This is a genomic window from Flavivirga amylovorans (assembly GCF_030540875.1).
Lineage (GTDB): Bacteria > Bacteroidota > Bacteroidia > Flavobacteriales > Flavobacteriaceae > Flavivirga > Flavivirga amylovorans.
Map to the genome: position 1 here is coordinate 487,005 of NZ_JAUOEM010000001.1, position 19,428 is coordinate 506,432.

General features: G+C 34.3%; 11 protein-coding genes. 6 read left to right on the top strand and 5 right to left on the bottom strand.

Annotated elements, in window-relative coordinates:
* The first annotated feature begins 7 nt into the window (after positions 1-7).
* Together Q4Q39_RS02045 and Q4Q39_RS02050 are read left to right on the top strand one after the other, a co-directional pair.
* Positions 8-1,822, top strand: a complete 1,815-nt coding sequence (locus tag Q4Q39_RS02045) for an arylsulfatase (RefSeq protein ID WP_303280695.1) — start codon at positions 8-10, stop codon at positions 1,820-1,822.
* Between the two features lie 7 nt (positions 1,823-1,829).
* Positions 1,830-2,978, top strand: a complete 1,149-nt coding sequence (locus Q4Q39_RS02050; RefSeq protein ID WP_303280696.1) for a glycoside hydrolase family protein — start codon at positions 1,830-1,832, stop codon at positions 2,976-2,978.
* A 68-nt stretch (positions 2,979-3,046) separates the two neighbouring features.
* On the opposite strand, the gene Q4Q39_RS02055 is transcribed toward Q4Q39_RS02050, so the two are convergent.
* The 5 genes from Q4Q39_RS02055 to Q4Q39_RS02075 form a co-directional block, all read right to left on the bottom strand.
* Entirely contained in the window at positions 3,047-4,531 is a 1,485-nt protein-coding gene (locus Q4Q39_RS02055; protein ID WP_303280697.1) for an arylsulfatase, read from the bottom strand.
* 68 nt (positions 4,532-4,599) lie between these two features.
* The gene (locus Q4Q39_RS02060) at positions 4,600-6,162 is read right to left on the bottom strand and encodes a sulfatase family protein (protein WP_303280698.1); all 1,563 of its coding nucleotides are present in this window, start codon (positions 6,160-6,162) and stop codon (positions 4,600-4,602) included.
* A 134-nt stretch (positions 6,163-6,296) separates the two neighbouring features.
* Positions 6,297-6,812, bottom strand: a complete 516-nt coding sequence (locus tag Q4Q39_RS02065) for a hypothetical protein (RefSeq protein WP_303280699.1) — start codon at positions 6,810-6,812, stop codon at positions 6,297-6,299.
* Complete coding sequence (locus Q4Q39_RS02070; protein WP_303280700.1) at positions 6,812-8,545, bottom strand: RagB/SusD family nutrient uptake outer membrane protein; 1,734 nt, start codon at positions 8,543-8,545, stop codon at positions 6,812-6,814. The genes Q4Q39_RS02065 and Q4Q39_RS02070 overlap by 1 nt, the downstream gene beginning before the upstream one ends.
* Positions 8,546-8,557: 12 nt before the next feature.
* A complete protein-coding gene (locus Q4Q39_RS02075) occupies positions 8,558-11,782 on the bottom strand; it encodes a SusC/RagA family TonB-linked outer membrane protein (protein WP_303280701.1) in 3,225 nt (1,074 codons plus the stop codon).
* Between the two features lie 609 nt (positions 11,783-12,391).
* Between Q4Q39_RS02075 and Q4Q39_RS02080 the strand changes: the two genes are divergently transcribed.
* From Q4Q39_RS02080 to Q4Q39_RS02095, 4 genes are all read left to right on the top strand, one after another.
* Positions 12,392-14,017, top strand: a complete 1,626-nt coding sequence (locus Q4Q39_RS02080; RefSeq protein ID WP_303280702.1) for a sulfatase-like hydrolase/transferase — start codon at positions 12,392-12,394, stop codon at positions 14,015-14,017.
* A gap of 50 nt (positions 14,018-14,067) precedes the next feature.
* On the top strand, positions 14,068-15,411 hold the full coding sequence (locus tag Q4Q39_RS02085; RefSeq protein ID WP_303280703.1) for a glycosyl hydrolase family 28-related protein: 1,344 nt from the start codon (positions 14,068-14,070) through the stop codon (positions 15,409-15,411).
* A gap of 346 nt (positions 15,412-15,757) precedes the next feature.
* Positions 15,758-18,070 (top strand): glycoside hydrolase family 95 protein, encoded by a 2,313-nt coding sequence (locus tag Q4Q39_RS02090; protein WP_303280704.1) that lies wholly within the window; start codon positions 15,758-15,760, stop codon positions 18,068-18,070.
* Between the two features lie 68 nt (positions 18,071-18,138).
* A complete protein-coding gene (locus tag Q4Q39_RS02095) occupies positions 18,139-19,416 on the top strand; it encodes a glycosyl hydrolase family 28-related protein (RefSeq protein ID WP_303280705.1) in 1,278 nt (425 codons plus the stop codon).
* Positions 19,417-19,428 lie beyond the last annotated feature (12 nt).

A 19,428-nucleotide genomic window follows, 5' to 3' on the forward strand; every position in this document is an offset into this window, starting at 1 on the left:
AACTTTTATGAAAACTAGTATGAAGTTATTGGGGATATTTATTTTGCTAATATTTTCCTGTAATGCCAAAGCAAAGCAAAAAAATGAGGCTCAGAACAATGATGCACCACCAAATGTTATTGTTATTTTAACAGATGACCAAGGTTACGGTGATTTAAGTATTCATGGCAACCCTTACCTTAAAACACCTAATTTAGATGTACTTCATGCAGAGAGTGTACGTTTAACAGATTTTCATGTTGCTCCTGTATGTACGCCAACAAGAGGACAACTTCTAACAGGACAAGATGCTATGCATAATGGCGCATGGTCTTGGGCATACGGTCATGAGATGATTAAAACAGGTCATAAAACCATAGCAGATATTTTTAAAGCTAATGGATACGCTACAGGACATTTTGGAAAATGGCATTTAGGAGAAAACTATCCATACCGTCCACAAGATAAAGGGTTTGATGAAACTGTAACCCATGGAGGGGGTTCAGTACATCAGTCTCCAGATTATTGGCAAAATGATAATTTTGATGATCACTATCATGATAAAGATGGAAAATGGCGTCAATATAAAGGCTATTGTACTGATGTATGGTTCGACCTTTCTATGGATTTTATGAAACGAAAAAAAGTTTCCGGCGAACCGTTTTTTTTGTATTTACCAACCAATGCACCCCACGGCCCTCATTATGTAGCTGAAAAATATAAGGAACCTTATAAAGATATTAAAGTAACGGGACGTCATAATGCTAAAAAAGTAGCATCTTTCTTTGGAATGATTTCCAATTTTGATGAGAATATGGGACGTTTAGAAACTTTTCTTCATGAAAATGGTTTAAAAGAAAATACAATACTGGTATTTTTAACTGATAACGGAGGAACAGCAGGTGTATATGTACATAATGCTGGAATGAAAGGGTACAAATCGCAATATTATGACGGTGGACATAGAGTGCCATGTTTTATAAGATGGCCAAAAGGTAATCTTAAGCATAATACTAGTTTTGATCAATTAACACACGTTCAGGATATTTTACCAACACTCATGGATTTATGTAAATTAGAATCTGATGATGAGATTCAAGAGAAACTTGATGGTGTAAGTTTAGAAAAGTTAATTACTGGCGAACAAGCATCGATTGACGATAGAAAATTAGTGGTGCAATGGACAGGACTAGATGAACCTACTTACGGGAAGTCGGCAGTTTTATGGAACAAATGGCGTTTGGTTCATAATAAAGAATTGTATAATGTTTCTGAAGACATAGGTCAAAAGCACGATGTAGCAAATGAGCATCCAAATGTTGTAAAAAAAATGCAAGATCATTATAAAGAATGGTGGAATGCTATTACTCCAGAAGCCAAAGCTTATGCTCATATAGGCATTGGGGGAGAAGAGAATCCAGTTATGCTATCTTGTTTTGATTGGACTGAAAAAACAACGAAAGCCAATGTAACACTTCAAACACCTATTTGGTCGGGAGATCAAGCCAATGGCAAATGGAAAATTAATGCTGAAAAAGCAGGAACTTACCGTTTTGAATTAAGACGTTATCCAGCTTCAGTCAATGCAGAATTAACTAAAGCTTTGCCTGAAGTGCAAGAAGAATATAGAAAATTCCCAGCTTGTATAGCTATGCCAATAGCAAGCGCACGGTTAAAAGTAGGTACGTTTGATAAAACTATTGCAGTTAGTTTAACAGATAAAGCAGCAATTTTTGAAGTTAATTTGCCTAAAGGAAATTCTGAGTTAAAAACTTGGTTTTTAGATGCTTCAGGTAATGAACTTAGTGGTGCCTACTATACAGATATCTTTCTCATTAAATAAAACGAAAATGAAAAGACGTTTAACTTTGGTTATACTTCTTATTGCAACATTAGGTTATGCTCAAAAACATAAAACCCAAAAAAATTTGGTAGACTTTTTCCTGCCAATGGAACCACAAGCGCCCTTGGTTTCTGAAGGAATATGGGGAGCTCCAAATGTGCTACCTAGAGATATTAACAATGGGTTAGAAGATGCTAAACTTAAAGATTGGTGTTACTGGGATGGTAGAATCGTTAAAGGTGATGATAATAAATACCATTTCTATGGGAGCCGATGGAACCAAAAATATTCTCATGCAGATGGTTGGAAGCATAACTCAAAAGCGATACATGCGGTTAGTGACAATGTGATGGGACCATATAAAGATAAGGGCATGATTTGGCCACAATGGAACGAGGGAGAAGGATGTAATGTAATAGGACTTAGAATGAAAGATGGTAGATATGCAGTGGTTACAAGTGAAACCACAGAAGGCGAAGTATTTGTATCTGATACACCCGATGGGCCATTTAAGTTTTTAGGAAAAATTCAAGTAGATCTTAATGGTTATTCTAAAGGATTGGCAAGATATCAAAATAAAAAAGCGCCGCATTACCAGCACATGTCTAATGTAAAAATAATTTTGCGTCACGATGGTCGTTATATGCTTATAGGTAGATCAACTGCTGTTATGATTAGTGATAATGGCATACTTGGGCCATATAAAATTATGAATGATAGAATTTACCGTGCCTACCCTGAATTACCTCAAACACGCAACGAAGATCCTACGATTTGGTATAGCGGAGGTATGTATCATATTGTTTATAATCATTGGCCATCAAAAACCTGTCACCATTTTTCATCAGTTGATGGTATAACCGATTGGAAATATAGAGGTATAGCCTACAAAAAGGGAAGAGATCCAATTTTTAGATATACTGATGGTACCGAAAATAAGTGGACATTCATTGAGCGTCCTACAGCTTTTGTTGAGAATGGGCATGTAACACATTTTATATTTTCAGTGATTGATTTAGGGAAAGGCCAAGATAGACCTAATGATAATCATGCAAGTAAAATTGTTGTAGTCCCTTTTGATGGCGAGGCTTTTGATACGTATATGCAAGCCCTTTTAAAGGCAGAGGAGAGCACATTAAATAAGCATAAAAATTAAAGAATAGTGTTTATAAAAAAAGTGCTTTAGAATTTCTAAAGCACTTTTTTTATAATAGTAAAGGATTATTATTTATCAAACGGAAATAATTCTGATGGGGTATGCGAGTTTTTAATAAGCTGTTTAAGCTTTTCTACCATTTCAGGATGCTCACTAGCAATGTCATGTATTTCTTTTTTATCTATAGATAAATCGAAGAGTTCAAACTTACCGCCATTGTTCTTATGAATATTGTACCAAACACCTTTCCACTTTCCTTGTCTTATAGCTTTTCTACCACCTCTATTGTTAAACTCCCAATACAAATAGTCGTGCTGCTTTTGATTGTTTTCGGCTAAAAGAGTTGGTAAGAACGAAATACCGTCACTAGAAGTTGGCGTTTCAGCCCCTGTAATATCAGCTACAGTAGGCATAACATCCCAAAAAGCAGAAATGTGATCTGATGTTTGTGCAGCTTTAATTGTTCCTGGCCAAGAAACAATGAATGGCGCACGAATACCACCTTCGTACAGATCGCGTTTTACACCACGCAGACCACCTGTACTATCAAAAAACTCGGGTTCGGCACCTCCTTCAACATGGGGACCGTTATCGCTTGTAAACATGATTATGGTATTGTCTTCAATGCCCAAGGCTTTAACCTTTGCAACGATTTCACCAACATAGTTATCTATTCTTGACACCATGGAAGCAAATACAGCTAGTGGAGTCTCTTGCGAGCAGTAACCGCTAACTTCCAAATCAGGGCCATAGTCAGATGTTTTTTTATCTCTAAAAGGAGTTTCCTCAAATTTGCCTAAATACTTTTGTAAAATGGAATCTTTTGGAGAAATTAATTCGGCATGTGGTTGTATTAACGGCACATAAGCAAAAAATGGTTGGTCTTTATTTTTTTCAATAAAACTTAATGCTTCTTCGTGAATTTTATCTGGTGCATATGTAACTGTATTTGTCCAATCGTTGCCTTCTAAAAATTCTTTGTCTTGATTTCTCCATAAGTAAGTAGGGTAGTACCTATGGGCAACACGTTGGCAGTTGTAACCGTAAAACTCATCAAACCCTTGGTTTACAGCATCACCATCTGAACCAATAAAGCCTAATCCCCATTTTCCAAAGGCTCCTGTAGCATATCCTTGATCTTTAAGTATTTCTGCAATAGTTATAGAACTTGCGGGTAAAGGTGTTTGTCCCTCCTGACCTTTTAATTCTCTATTACCACGAATTGGAGTATGTCCAGTATGTTGTCCAGTCATTAATGAAGAACGTGACGGTGCACATACGGTAGAACCACTATAATGCTGTGTAAACTTGATACCATTCTTCGCAAGGGCATCAATGTTTGGAGTTTCAATCTTTTGCTGGCCGTAGCAACCTAAATCGCCATAGCCTAAATCATCAGCAAGGATATAAATAATATTTGGCTTTCCTTTTTCTACTTGAACAGTATTTTTACTTTGTTCGTTATTATCCTTTTTATTTTTATTGGTATTACAAGAAAAAACACTTAAAACAAGTACCCAAATAAAAATGTTTATTAGATTATGTTTTTGCATAAGTTTACTTTTAGTTATGATAAAAAAAGCGGATTCAATTTAGAAACCGCTTTTCTTTTTTTAATACTTTATTTTAACTCTAATTGTTCAATTTTTTTGAAGTCGTCTCCTCTTAAAGCTACAAACTCTTTTAATAGTTCTTTAACTTTTTCAGGATGTTCTTTAGCAAGATTATGTTGCTGTGCAAGGTCTTCTTTTAAATTGAATAATTGTTCTTCATCAGAATTACCTAATTCAATTTCAACTTCATGATTTACAGCAGGTCCTTCGTAAGCTGGGATATATAGCCAATCGCCACTTCTTAGGGCAGTTCTACTTGTAGCTTCAATTACAAGGTTGTCTCTACCTTTATCGCTTTTACCCATAAGCACATCTAGCAATGCTTTACTATCAGCAGTATTGGCTTTTGAGTCTACTAAGTCTGCAACAGACGCTAAAACATCCATTTGACATACCAATGCATCAGAAACTTTAGGTTGTATTTTTCCTTTCCAATAGGTAATAAAAGGCACGCGTGTTCCTGCTTCATACAAACTATATTTACCACCTCTTAGACCTCCATTTTGGTCATGAGTCTTAATTTTTTCGACAGCATCATCATTATAGCCATCGTTAAGTACTGGGCCATTATCACTTGAGAAAATAATTAAGGTATTGTCTAAAATACCTTCTTCTTCAAGGGTTTTTATGAATTCACCCACACACCAATCGGCCTCTACAATAACATCACCGCGTGGTCCTAGACCAGATGTTCCGACAAAACGCGGGTGAGGCGTGCGTGGTACATGTGGCTGTTGCATGGCGTAGTATAAAAAGAAAGGCTTGTCCTTATGTGTTTTTACATATTCCTGGGTTCTTTTTAAGAAGTTATCTGCCATATCGGTATCTGTCCATTTAGCAGATTCGCCACCTTTCATATAACCGATTCTTGGAATACCGTTAACGATTGAACTGTTATGCCCATGATGCCAGGTCATGGTTAATAATTCAGGATTGTCTTTTCCATTAGGTTGCCCAGGGAAGTTTTCTTTATAGTTAATTTCAATAGGGTCGTTCGGATCTAGATTTGCAACATGTCCATTTTCTATATAAACAGTTGGTACTCTATCCTGTGTTGCGGCCAAAATATAAGATTCATCAAAACCAACTTGATTTGGTCCAGGTGTTATCTCTTTGTTCCAATTTACATGACCAGTACCCAAACCAAGATGCCATTTACCTATAACCGCTGTTTGGTAGCCTTTAGCTTTCAACATTTTTGGTAATGTTAATTGGTCTGTTCCAATTAATAGCGGAGCTGTACCAGGTAATATTTTTGCATTTTTATTGCGCCATGGATAAACACCAGTTAACAATGCATATCTACTTGGTGTACACGTTGCAGAAGATGCATAGCCGTTAGTGAATTTTACACCATCTGAGGCCAATTTATCGATATTTGGTGTTTGGAATTCTTTTGCACCATAAGAACTTAAATCACCATAGCCTAAGTCATCTAGATATATTACTACAATGTTGGGTTGTTTTGGTGTTTCTTTTGATGTAGCCTCCTCTTTGGCTTCTTTTTTATTTTGTTGGCAACTTGCTAATACACAAACAAAAACAAGAAAGATAATTTTTAGTTTTTTCATTTTTAAGGTGAATAGATAATTATGATTTGTTAATAATTTAAATATAATAATTTCTTTTAAAAAAAATATTTAAAATATAAGTAAGGCTACTATATAGTAGCCTTACTTAATATACAGTAAAAATTATTTAATTACTATAATACTACTATAGTAATAGGTATGGTTAATACCCATTGATCTCCATTAGGTACAGCAGTTATAACGGAACTATCATCCTTGGTTACACTTACTTCCTCGTTAAATGTGAGTTCTAAAGTAATATTATAAGTGCCTGCTGTTCTATAAACTAGATGTAATCTTTCATCAGATGTGGTAGTTCTTCCAGAAATAATGAAAGGGATAACATCCGTGATATCTTCTGCATCCAAAACCTGTGGGTTGTTAACGATCATTACGTTAGGACCAAAACTGGAATCGGGATCTACAGTCCATTTTCTGCTTACAACTCCTTGAGATGCATCAATAAAAGAAAATACTTGTCCAACACCAGCAGGATAGCTTGTTCTTACAAATTTAGACCGTAAATTGCTATTTGAAATAACTACTTTTGGTGTATTATCTACCTCAATCTCGTCTTTTTCACATGAAAATGTGGAAATTATTGTTAGAACCAGGAGAGTTCTCGATATATATTTAATTGCTTTTTTCATTAGTCTATATTGTTATTAAGAGTTCTTTCTTGTTGCGGTAATGGTAGCCAACCATTGTTGGTAGTATCATAGCTAATGCCATCATAATCTATAAAATCGCCACTAGGATCTTCAACTATAAGATTGTCAATTTGTGGTGTTGGTGCTGTTTGACCATCTGGAACTTCGAATGTAAACTCTGTGAAATTGTAAGATCTGGCCTGTAAATCTGCATATCTTGCTGATCCTATTCCCCATCGTCTTAAATCTATAGCACGGATACTAAACCCTTCTGCTGATAACTCTAATGGTTTTTCAACAAATCTTAAATGATTTCTAAGTGCTTCTTGACTATTAACATCCACACCTATATCGGTTAGTGATCTTAGACCCCATCTGCTTCTAATGCTTTCTATTTCTGTAACAGCTTCTGGCAACATATTTTCTTCTATATAACACTCCGCAAGCATAAGTACAACTTCAGCATAACGGGCCACCATAATATTTTTACCAGATCTTAGCTCTCTGTTGTTATTACCTGGTATTTCTTGATCTATAATATCATGATTGGTATACTTTTTATAGAATGATGCATAACCTCTACCAAAGAACACAGCCAAAGCAGCAAAGTCTCTTTCGTAATACTCAGTAATTATATCTTGAGGTACAGCAATCATTGCAGATGTTCTTAAGGATACTGGTCTAAGTTCTCCATTAACAGTATTACGGTTATCGGTAGGGTCTATTTCTTCAGATGTGTATGCAATCGTTAGCCAATATGGAGGGGTTAAATAAGAGACTCCTTGACCTCCTCCAGAAATATCATTTACTCTTAGGGTTGGACGTCTAAATCTAACAGCTGTTGGTGGCGCTGTTTCTCGGGTAACATGGTTCGTGGTATTACCTAGTATACTTTCACCTGTAAGATCATTTACATTGTAAGCCAATTCAAAAATGGACTCATTGCTAAATTCTTGACTTTCTGAAAACATATTAACAGCAGCATTACCAGATAGTAGGCTATATTGACCTTGTATTGAAGGATTGGTGAGCCATTGTATTGCTTGAGTGTAGTTGCCTTCATAAAGATAGCTTTTACCCAATAAAGTTGCAGCAAAACCTTTAGATACAAAACCATTAGCTGTATCTTCAGCTTCAAATAGGTTTTCGAAGGCATACTCTAAATCAGCTCTAAAGAAATCTATAACTTCTTGAGATGTACTTAAACTTTTAAATGCTGTATTTAATACAACTGGAGCATCCTGAATAATAATTTTACCTTCATTAAATACTGAATGCAAGAAAAAGTGATACATACCTCTTAAACAACGTGCTTGAGCTTTTTGATACTCTTGTACTTCTGTTAATGAACCATTTTCTTCTTCAAGTTGATTAAGTCTATCTAAAGTGACATTTGCTTGTAAAATACCTTTATAATGCGCATTCCATTTTCCTTCTAAACGTTCATCTATAGCTGGATTTGATATATCTTGATTATAAAATGTAGTATAAGGGAAATCATTAGCATTGCTAGTAACTAGTGGACCTATTCTTCCTACATCTGATCGTAAAGATTCAAAAGCGATTCCAAGAACATCTTCGTCCTGTAGTTCTGCATAGGCAGCAAATAACAAGTTTTGAGGGTCTGAATTAGTAACAGTACTATTTGGGTTTTCTACATCTAAATACTCATCACAAGAATAAAATGTGGTCCAAACAACTGTAAGCGTAAGTAATATGATTATTTTTTTCATTTTCATTTTTTTTTAAAATTCTACAGAAAGACCTAATGAATAAAGTGCAGTAACGGGACTTCTTCCTCTGTCAACACCTTTGGTAGACAAAGGGTTTCTTTCATCAAAATCACCACTTACTTCTGGATCTAAACCAGAATATTTAGTTAAAGTTATTACATTATTACCAACTGCAAAAATACTGAACTTGTTTATACCTAAACGTTCTGTAACTTCTTTCGATAAATCGTATTGCAAACGAATAGATCTTAATCTAGCAAAATCAGCATCTTCAAGATATCTATCGTTATTACCAAATAAATTAGGATTAAACCTTGCATTACCATTTTGTCTTGCAGAACTTGTTTTTGGGGTATTAGAAGTTGGATTTAGTACCTCATCAAATTGGTTTAATAATTCTAATGAACGTCCTCTAAAGAAATGGTCTGCTGCTGCACCATTGTATATTTTAGCTCCAAAAGCACCATACCATAGCATATCTAAACTCCAGTTTTTATATGCTAATTTCAGGTTAAATGATAAATCAAAATCTGGTAATGTGGTGCCAGAGAAAACTTTATCATCTCTGTCTAATTTGCCATCTCCGTTAGTGTCTACGTATTTCAAGTCTCCAACTTGAGGTGTGTAAGCACCAGATTGTATTTCGTTGTCTGCATTAGGAACTTGGGCTATATAGTCTGCCAATTCATCAGCATTTTTAATTACGCCGTCAGTTTCAAATAAGAATAAAGCTCCAGCAGAATACCCTTCCTGCAAGAAAGATACATTAGATTGCCCAATACCAGCATTAAGACCTTGTCCTGCTATGGTTTGATTGTTTAATTGGTAACGAACAATATCTCCATTTTCATCTCTAGGGAGGTTAGTTAAGATGTTTTCAAATGTTGAATAATTTGCTCTTGCCGACCACTTAAAGTTTTTCTTTTTGTTTGATTTATAACCCACAGATAATTCAAGACCTTTATTCTCTAAATCTGCAAAGTTTTGTATAGTTCTATTGAATAATACATTATTTGGTCTTGTAGAGTTGGCACCAGCAGAACCTGGAAGTACACGTTCAAATAATAAATCTTTTTTATCTGTTATGTAATAGTCTGCTGTAACAGTAAATTTATTTCTTAAGAATCCTAAATCAATACCAATATTCCTTTGTACGGTAGTTTCCCATTTAATGTCTGGGTTTGGAATTTCTTGAACTTGTAAAACAGGATTTATTTCAGTATCTGAAGTAGGGTAGCTTCCTACAGGTACTACAAACCTGTTAGATAAGTTAGATGGTATTCTATCATTACCAGTATTACCCCAACTAGCTCTTATTTTAAAATTGTTTACGACATTTGAAATACCACTCCAAAAGTTTTCATTAGAAACATTCCATCCAGCTGTTACAGAAGGAAAATATCCAACACGGTTACCCTCGGCAAATTTAGAAGATCCATCACGTCTTACTAGACCAGTTAATAAATATCTGTCATCATAATTATACATAAATCTACCTACTGCACCTAAAATACGATCTGTTCTATTGTAAGAAAAATCAGGTATGAAAACATTCGCATTTGTTATGATACCATCACCTATGATTTGACCTTCGGGAAAGTTTCCAAAACCTGTAGCATTAGGATCAATAGAGCCTTCAGCTCGTGCCGTGAATGCTTTATATGTTCTATCTTCGGCAGAAATAACTCCTAAAAGCGTTAACCTGCTTTTACCGAACTCTATATTGTAGGTTAAACTACCGTCAATACTAAACTCTTTAACTCTATCTATGGATCTCATTAATAAACTTCCTCTACCAACGTCAATAAATTCTTGATTGTCAACATCAAATATTCTAGTTTGAGGTCTTGTGTGAGTAGTTTGCCTGTGAGTAGTTATAAAACCTACGTTACTTGTAAATACTAATTTTTTAGATAAGTTATAGCTTAACCTTAAGTTAGTATTCATTCTATCTCTTATTTGTTCTCTACCTAAGTTAATAAAATTAGTAGCATCAAGACTACCTTCTTCTCCTCCTAGATTACCATTAATTTCAAATACCGTAGTATCACCATTAATTGGAGATAAAAGAGGGCTATATCGCTGTCCTCTACTAAATGACTGACCAGAAGATCGTTCTGAATTTTCAGCTATAAAACCGACACCAAATGTTAAACTTAATTTATCTCCTCTATAGCTTGCATTTATTCTTCCGTTATAACGACTGAAAGATTCAGAACCCCTTAATACACCCTCTCCACCAAAATATCCTGCATTGGCACTAAAAAACATTTTTTCGCTACCACCAGATACTGATGCATCGTGTGTTGTAGTAAGGCCATCATCTATAACAAGATGATCTAGTAAACTTGAATCATTAAAATAAGATGCACCTCCTATATTATTGTCTATTAAATCAGCTGTGTTAGACTCTGCTAAATTCTGAGCTAAAAATGTCTCACGAGCATTCATTAAACGAATATCAGAAGTTATTCTTCTAATACCAGTAGTTGTAGAATAGGTTACTCTAGGAACGCCACCTTTACCAGATTTTGTAGTAATTAAAATAACACCGTTTGATCCTCTTGATCCATATACTGCTGCAGATGCTGCGTCTTTTAATACATCAATGGACTCAATTTCGTTAGGGCTAATTTGGGGATTGTCACTTTGAGGGATTCCATCAACAACGTATAATGGTGTAATATCACTAAAAATTGAAGCCACCCCTCTAATAAAAATTTCTGCGGGAGCACCTATCTGACCTGCGTTAGTAACATTGACACCAGTTACTTGACCTTGTAAAGCTGTACCTAGGTCAGCAGTAACTATAGATTCAATATCTTCTGCCTTTACCCTGGTTACAGCTCCTGTAAGTTCTTTTTTCGTTTGTTGACCATATCCAATAATTACTACTTCGTCCAGCCCTTCAATAGAAGGATTCATAATAATATTTAATTGGCTTCCAGTTACTGTGGCAGATGCGTCCTCCATACCTAAATAAGTGAAATTAAGTATGTCTCCCACTTTAGCGTTAATTGAATAATTTCCATCAAAATCCGTTACAGCACCTGAAGATGTGCCTTTTATTACCAGTGCAACACCAGGGATTGGCATACCATCTTCTGAGTTTGTTACGTTTCCGCTGACAGTGACTTGCTGGCCCATGACATTTAAGCATAGACCTAACATTAAAAGTAAAGCAAATAATAATTTACTCGAGCTGTTTATACTCTTTGTCTTTTTGTTTAATTCCATATGGTTTAGTTTAGTTTTGAATAAATACTTTTGTTTTTCATGATTTCATTAAGTTAGTTTAGTTTCTGTTTTTTAGGCAAAAGTGATTTAAATGGTTATTAATAGTTTGTTGCTTTACAAGAATTTAAGCCTAACAAACTTCGACTTTATTTCTCTTAAAGCTGTAATTTTTAGTAAAAAAGGTGTATTTCATAGTAAAAAAATGAAGGTGTTAATGGTAGTATTGTCTGAGAAGCTATTTTTAATGTTGCTTAAAAAATTATGAGTTAAAAATTTTAAGTGATGTTATCGTAACTTAACTAAAATTGTAAGTTAGAAGCTAACGAAAACAAGTTAATTTGCTAGCTTTAGGTGTGTTTGTTAATTTACTGTTAAATACAATGTATTCATTCTACAAGACATATTTTGGTCGATACTTTACTAATTTTACTATTTAAGGATAATACCATTTTGAAGTCAAAAAAATGATTTTCAAAAGTATATTGGCTCATGGATTATCAAATCAATTTTTTATTTGTCGATTGATTAAACCAAAAGGGTTTTCAAAAGTCTAAAAAAAATAAAAGAACAAAGTAAGAATAAAAGAACTTTAAAATTATTTTAATATTTATGAATATTAACAAATTATTACTATGCCTTGTAACAGGTTTACTGATTTTTAGTGCATCTGAATTGAGAGCTCAAGATAAGAAAAAGCCTTCAAAAAAACCTAACATTATTTTTATTTATGCAGACGACCTAGGTAGAGGAATGTTAAGTACATATGGGCAAAAACATCTAACAACCCCAAATATCGATAAGTTAGGAGACCAAGGCTTAAAGTTTGAAAATGCTTATGGTGTTATGTATTGTGCACCAGCAAGAGCTAGTTTGCTTACTGGAATGCATGATGCTCGCAGAGACGAATTCAATCTTACAAACGGAGGTATTTGGATGGAGTTAGACCAAAGGTTAACGATGGGTGAAATAACTGATAAAATTCATAATGTAATTCAGCCCGCTAAAGAAGGAGACGTTTTCTTGGGGCAGATTGCACAACAAGCAGGATATACTACTGCTGAGTTTGGGAAGTTAGAATGGGGATTTGCCACGACGCCTCAAAGAATTGAGCGTCATGGTTGGGATTATCATTTTGGTTATTACGATCATAAAAGATGTCATGGTTTTTACCCGCCTTTCTTATTTGAAAATGGTAAAAAAATAGATATTCCAGGAAACACGCATGTGGATTGTGCTAAAACACCTGAAGAAGAATCTCCAGAGAATTACAAAGAACGCTGGAATATGGAAGGGAAAAAGGTGTATTCTGAAAATATTATTATGGATAAAATGCTGGTCTTTATGGACGAGCATAATCCTAAGAAAACAAATAAGCCTTTCTTTATTTATTTTCCAACACAACTACCTCATGGACCAATTAGTATTCCTGAAGTTCATCCAGAACTTAAAGATAATCCTAATTTGAATGAATTCGAAAAAGAGTATGGTTCTATGGTGAAAATGTTGGATAGAGATGTAGGGAGAATCTATAACAAGTTAGAAGAAATGGGAATTTTGGATAATACTATTATTGTGTTTTCTAGTGACAATGGTCATAATGTTTATACCAATTATGAAGGTAGAACAGATCAATATAAAAATGTGATTACAGGCGAAAAGTATGATGATGTAAAGACGAAGTTTTATAGTGATTTAAGTAACGATGTTTTTGATGGTAACAATGGAATGGCTGGTTACAAAAGACATAACTGGGAAGGTGGTGTAAGAGTACCATTGTTTTGGTATTGGAAAGGAAAAATTAATCCAGGGGTAGTCTCTCAGCAACGCGTAAGTAATTATGATTTCTTAAATACTTTGGCGGAAATTACAGGCGTACCTCAAATTGAAGAAAAAGATGGCGTGTCTTATGCAAAAACATTATTTGGAGAAAAAGCTAAAGAAAGACCCTATACAATTGTAGGTTCTAAATTACATGGAGGCGCCATTATCACTAATGATGGTTGGAAGTTAAGACATTATATACATGACGATATTTTTCAGTTATATCATTTGCCAGATGATTATAAAGAAGCGCATGATTTGGTTACAAAGTACCCAGAAAAAGTTGAAGAGTTAAAAGCAGTTCTTTTCAAAGAGCTTGGTAATAATTGGAAAAACGGATTAGGGCCAGTTAAAGAGAATTATAAACTTTACAAAGCTCCTAAGTTAAACGATATCATAGATAAACAGATTTAAAGAAAGATTCTAATAAGTAAAATTTAAAAGCATTAAAATAAAATTATAAAATGAAAAATATAATCACAATAGTATTAGTAGCATTAACCCTTTTCAATTGTAAGGCACAAGATATTGATGAAAAGCAGTTTTACATAGCAACAAATAAATTATCCAATAAAACAGTAGATTTAGTAAAAGACTATAAAGCAAATGCTAAAGGAGAAAAAGATGATTCTAATAAATTACAGAAAGCTATTGATGATTTGACAAAACTGAAAAGAGGAGGTACTATTATTATTCCTGAAGGGAAATATAAATTAATTAGTGTTAACTTAAAATCCAATGTGCATATCAAAATAGATAAAGGTGCTGTCTTAATTCCACGTCTTGGTGGTAAAAAAACAAATATATTTTCATTAGGAGAAAAAGAGAAGCCTTCAGTTGTCAATGTAAGTGTGAGTTGTTCCCAAAAAGGCCAAATGTATACGGTTGATTTTTCTAATGTTGTTGGTAGTGCTGCTTTATTTAGTATAGGGAATACACGTAATTTCCTTTTGTCAGATTTCAAAGTAAAAGACAACTACACCAAGTTTTCTGCTGTGCGAATGGGAATTGATTTGTATAATGGTAAATATTATCATCCTACTAATGGTGTTATAAAAAATGCTACTACCATAAATTCACACTATGGATATGGATTAATTCAGGCGCAATGTGGAGAAAATGTTTTGTTTAAGGATTTAAGCGGTATAGGTGGTGCTACATTAAGACTAGAAACAGGTGCGAAAAAGGTAAATGATGTGCAAGCAACTGGTTTAGATGGTATTGTAGCTAGAAACATTTCGTGTAAAGATGGTAATTCTGCTGTGATGCTTTCACCTCATGCATTACAAAATGGAACAGTGGATATAGATGGAGTAACTGTCGAAAATACAGGCTTTGGTGTTAGAATTGAAGGTGGGTTTATTGCAAAAAAATATGATAAATCTAAAGTAAGTAAAAAAGGCGCTTTCAAGCATATAAAGGTAAATAATGTAAAAGCTACCTATGGAAATACTGCGCAATTAAAATCTAAGCATTTTAAATTCATTCCTTGCGAATTAGTAAGTCAAATAAAAGAAGCACCTAAAGATACGTATGCTATTGGAGGTGAAAGTAGCAGAGCTATCTATTTAGCTCCAGCTGTTGTTGCTGTTTTAGATACTCATGAATTTCCTACAGAGGTTTCTAATGTTGAGGCTATTGGTTTTGTTACTCCTGCAGTCATAAAAGAAGAAGATGTTCACGATTGTGATTTGAATTTACAAAAGGAGAAGAAAAAAACTGATAAAAAGGAAAAGAAAGGTAAAAAGAAGAAAAACAAGAAGAAGAAAAATAAAAAGGAAAAAGTAGAAGAAGAGCAAGAAGATTAATATTTACCCGTTGTGCATTTTGATGAAATTCTGTCAATTCGAGTGAATTTTACGATTGAAATGAGTAAAATTTTTATCGAGAATAAGAATTTTAACTCATAAAAAGGTTCTCGATACGATTTTTCGTTCCTCAAAATCACTCGAACTGACAAATCATTACTATTTTGATTCAAAATGCACAACGGGTTATTATAAATATAAATCGTATCGATCGATCTTCTAATGCAAAAGCCCTATAGCTAAACACTATTGTTGAAATTGAATTTAAGCATTTACTGATATTAAAAGCATTCTCAGACTAACATTAGGGATACTACTTTTAAGTTGTACTTCAGAAGCTCAAGATTTGAGGTTATGGTATGATATGCCCGCTAATGAATGGATTGAATCTTTACCTGTTGGAAACGGTCGTTTATTAGCAACCAATCAAGGAGGCGTTTGGCAAGAGAAAATTCAATTGAATGAAGAAACCATTTGGAGTGGAAAACCTGAAAAAAATAAAGATAGACCTGACGGGGCTACATATGTAAAACAAGCCCAAGAGCTTATTTTTAACGGAGAATATGTAAAGGCTCAAAAACTAATTGAGGAAAAAGTCATGATTCCTCATGTAGCACATGGTTCTCATACTTACCAAACTTTAGGGGATTTATATTTAGACTTTCAATATGATATATCCTCGCCAAAAGTTGAAAACTACAAGAGAACATTAGATTTAGAAACAGCTGTGAGTAGTGTGGAATATACCATTGGGACTACTCTTTATACAAGAGAAATTTTTTCTAGCGTTCCCGATCAGGCTATTATTATTCGCTTATCAAGTAATCAGAAAGAAAAACTAAGTTTTACAGCTTCTTTTGATAGGGAAAAAGCTAAAATAGAAACTGTTTCTTCTCATCTTATGCAAGTTTCTGGAGTGGCTACAGATAAAGGCAATGATCAATCGGGAGGTGTTGCATACGAATCACAAATCAAGTTTATCAATACAGGTGGAATCATTAGTCATCAAGACAATGAGATTATAATTACAAATGCTGATACTGTAGAAATTAGAATTGTAGCGGCTACCAATTATAGAGGAGACAATCCTCATCAAAAATCAATAGATCAATTGTTGGCCATAGACAATAAAGATTATAAAGCTTTATATAATGCACATGTAAAAGAACATCAAAGATTATTTAATAGGGTACAATTAGATTTGGTTCAAAAGAAAAAAATCAAGCGTTTAGGGCCTACTTTATTAAAAAATATGCCAACTAATCAACGATTACACGCATTAAGACAGGGTTTAGATGATCCTGAGTTGATTGCTTTATATTTTCAATTTGGAAGATATATTTTGATAAGTTGTTCCAGGCCCGGAACAATGGCAATCAATCTTTGGGGGAAATGGATCAATACTGTAGATCCATGGTTCAATGCAGATTACCATACGAATATCAATATTCCTATGAATTATTGGCCTGCGCAAATCACCAACTTAGCAGAATGTCAGACGCCTTTTTTTGATTTGATTGGTAATTTGAGAGAAAATGGAAGAAAATCAGCTAAAGTAACCTATGGAGCTAAGAAAGGTTTTGTAGCGCACCATGCTACAGATGCTTGGGGTTTAACAGCAACAGTTGGTAGAGCTACGCATGGTATGTGGCAATTAACACCTGCTTGGGGGGCGCATCAAATGTGGCAACATTACGTATATACTTTAGATAAAGAATATTTACAGAAATATACTTATCCTATTATGAAAGAGGCTGCTGAGTTTTTTGTAGAAACTTTGGTAGAACATCCTACAACAGGTTATTTAGTGTCAGGTCCATCTAATTCACCAGAGAACACTTTTGTGACACCTAATGGCAAAAGAGTATCCTTGTCTATGGGAACAAGTATGGACATGCAAATGATTCATGATTTGTTTGCAAATTGTATAAAAGCAAGTGCGTTATTAGAGGTAGATGAAGAATTTAGAAAAACCTTAGAAAAGATGAAAGCTCGTTTATTGCCTATTCAAGTAGGTAAGGATGGACGACTGCTGGAATGGGCAAAACCTTTTGAGGAAACTGAATTAGGACACAAGCACTGTTCTCATTTTTGGGCTTTTTGTGAAGGCGATTTAATTACACCATTAGAAACTCCTGAGTTAGCTAAAGCGGCAAAAAAGTCTTTAGATATAAGAGTTGAAAACGGAAGTGCAAAAACCCCTGTTTTTAGAGGGAATACTGCTTGGATAGCAAGAAGTTACTCGAGATTATTAGAGGGTAATGAGGCTTATAAAGTAATAAAGTATGCCTTAGGAAGTGCTTCATATAACAATATGTTTTCTATAAGTGTACAAGGATTAACAAGAAAAATGTGGGAAACAGATGCTAATTTAGGATATACAACTGCTATTGCAGAAATGTTTGTGCAAAGTCATGCAGGAGTGGTTCATATACTACCAGCATTACCCAATGCTTTACCCGATGGGTCTGTAGAAGGATTAAAGGCAGAGGGTGCTTTTGAAGTGGGAATAAAATGGGCGGATGGTAAGCTGATGAGTGCTTCTGTAAAATCTTTAAAAGGAGGGCTTTGCAAATTAAAATATCAAAACAAGAAAATAGAAGTTAAAACTATAGCAGGAAAAATATATGAATTTGATGCTGAGTTAAAAGCCAAATAATACTAACTGATAATACAAAAGAGTCCGTTTGAATGATTTCGAAGGGAGAAAAATTATACCGAGAACACATGAAAAATATATTAACCCTTTTTACATTGATAAGCACCCTTTCTTTTGCACAAAAAGAAAGTGATTTTTATAAAGATACTAGTAGTCAGGTATCTAAAACCGTTAATTTAGTTACGGATTACAAAGCTGATGGAACAGATACAAAAGATGATTCAGCCCAATTACAAAAAGCAATCGATGATTTAACACAATTAAAAAACGGAGGTAAAATCATCATCCCAGAGGGGACATTTTATTTTTCTAATATCGAAATGAAATCAGGTGTTCATCTTGTCGTAAATCATAAGGTAACTATCAGTCCAACGACACCAAAAGGATTTATCTTCCATTTCGGATTAAAATCAGGTATTAGTGCAGGGAAAACAATTGAGAATGTAAGTATTCGAGGTGAAGGAGGTCGTTTTACAGTAGACTATTCTATGGCACCCAACGGCAGAAAACATAAAATGGCGTTTGCCACATTTAAGAATGTCAATAATTTTATGATTGGCGATTTTAATGTACTAGATAATAACACGGCGTTATCTTGCTTAACGTTTAATTCATCGAGTTATGAAGGTAACTATTTTAGAGCAACAAATGGTATAGTAAGAAATGCTCATGTTACTAATGCCAGTTATGGTTATGGTTTGATTCAGGCACAAACCGGTAAAAACATCTTGTTTAAAAATATTTCTGGTGAAGGTGGGATTACCTTGCGTTTGGAAACTGGTGCCGCGTTAACAGTGCCAATGCACATTAACTTAGATAATATTTACGGAAGAAATATTTCGATTAAAAATGGACATAGTGCCACAGCCATGGGATCGCATACACGCACCAACGGACATGTAGATATTGATGGCGTAAGAGCAGAAAGTTCATTGTTTGCATCTATGGTAGGTATTGGTTTTGCAAATAAAGAACAAGCTAAATTAGGTTACACCGCAGGCCGTTTTGCTCCAACCTCTACCATAAAAAATGTACATGCTATTTATGGAACACAAGCACAGCACAAACCAAAAAATGTTAGGCAATTACCTTGTGAATTAAGAACATTTATGAGTACAACACTAAATCCAGATGGTGCCAGTTATAAAGGACCATCTATTGCAGCAATTAAAAATAGCGACCCAAAGATTACCATCGAAGACGTAACTTATGAAGGCTTTTTACCGAGTCAGAAAATAAAAGTTAACAAGGAATTTCAAATTACCTGTGAAGGTAATGATTGGAAGCCTGAAAAAGAGGTAAAGTATCACGATAATAAAAAGAAAAACAAAAAGAAAAAGCATTAAGTTGTTTTTTAA

Excerpts from the sequence above, each read along its gene's own strand:
- Q4Q39_RS02045 (WP_303280695.1), top strand. The coding sequence starts at position 8 with ATGAAAACTAGTATGAAGTTATTGGGGATATTTATTTTGCTAATATTT.
- Q4Q39_RS02050 (WP_303280696.1), top strand. The coding sequence starts at position 1,830 with ATGAAAAGACGTTTAACTTTGGTTATACTTCTTATTGCAACATTAGGT.
- Q4Q39_RS02055 (WP_303280697.1), bottom strand. The coding sequence starts at position 4,531 with ATGCAAAAACATAATCTAATAAACATTTTTATTTGGGTACTTGTTTTA.
- Q4Q39_RS02060 (WP_303280698.1), bottom strand. The coding sequence starts at position 6,162 with ATGAAAAAACTAAAAATTATCTTTCTTGTTTTTGTTTGTGTATTAGCA.
- Q4Q39_RS02065 (WP_303280699.1), bottom strand. The coding sequence starts at position 6,812 with ATGAAAAAAGCAATTAAATATATATCGAGAACTCTCCTGGTTCTAACA.
- Q4Q39_RS02070 (WP_303280700.1), bottom strand. The coding sequence starts at position 8,545 with ATGAAAAAAATAATCATATTACTTACGCTTACAGTTGTTTGGACCACA.
- Q4Q39_RS02075 (WP_303280701.1), bottom strand. The coding sequence starts at position 11,782 with ATGGAATTAAACAAAAAGACAAAGAGTATAAACAGCTCGAGTAAATTA.
- Q4Q39_RS02080 (WP_303280702.1), top strand. The coding sequence starts at position 12,392 with ATGAATATTAACAAATTATTACTATGCCTTGTAACAGGTTTACTGATT.
- Q4Q39_RS02085 (WP_303280703.1), top strand. The coding sequence starts at position 14,068 with ATGAAAAATATAATCACAATAGTATTAGTAGCATTAACCCTTTTCAAT.
- Q4Q39_RS02095 (WP_303280705.1), top strand. The coding sequence starts at position 18,139 with ATGAAAAATATATTAACCCTTTTTACATTGATAAGCACCCTTTCTTTT.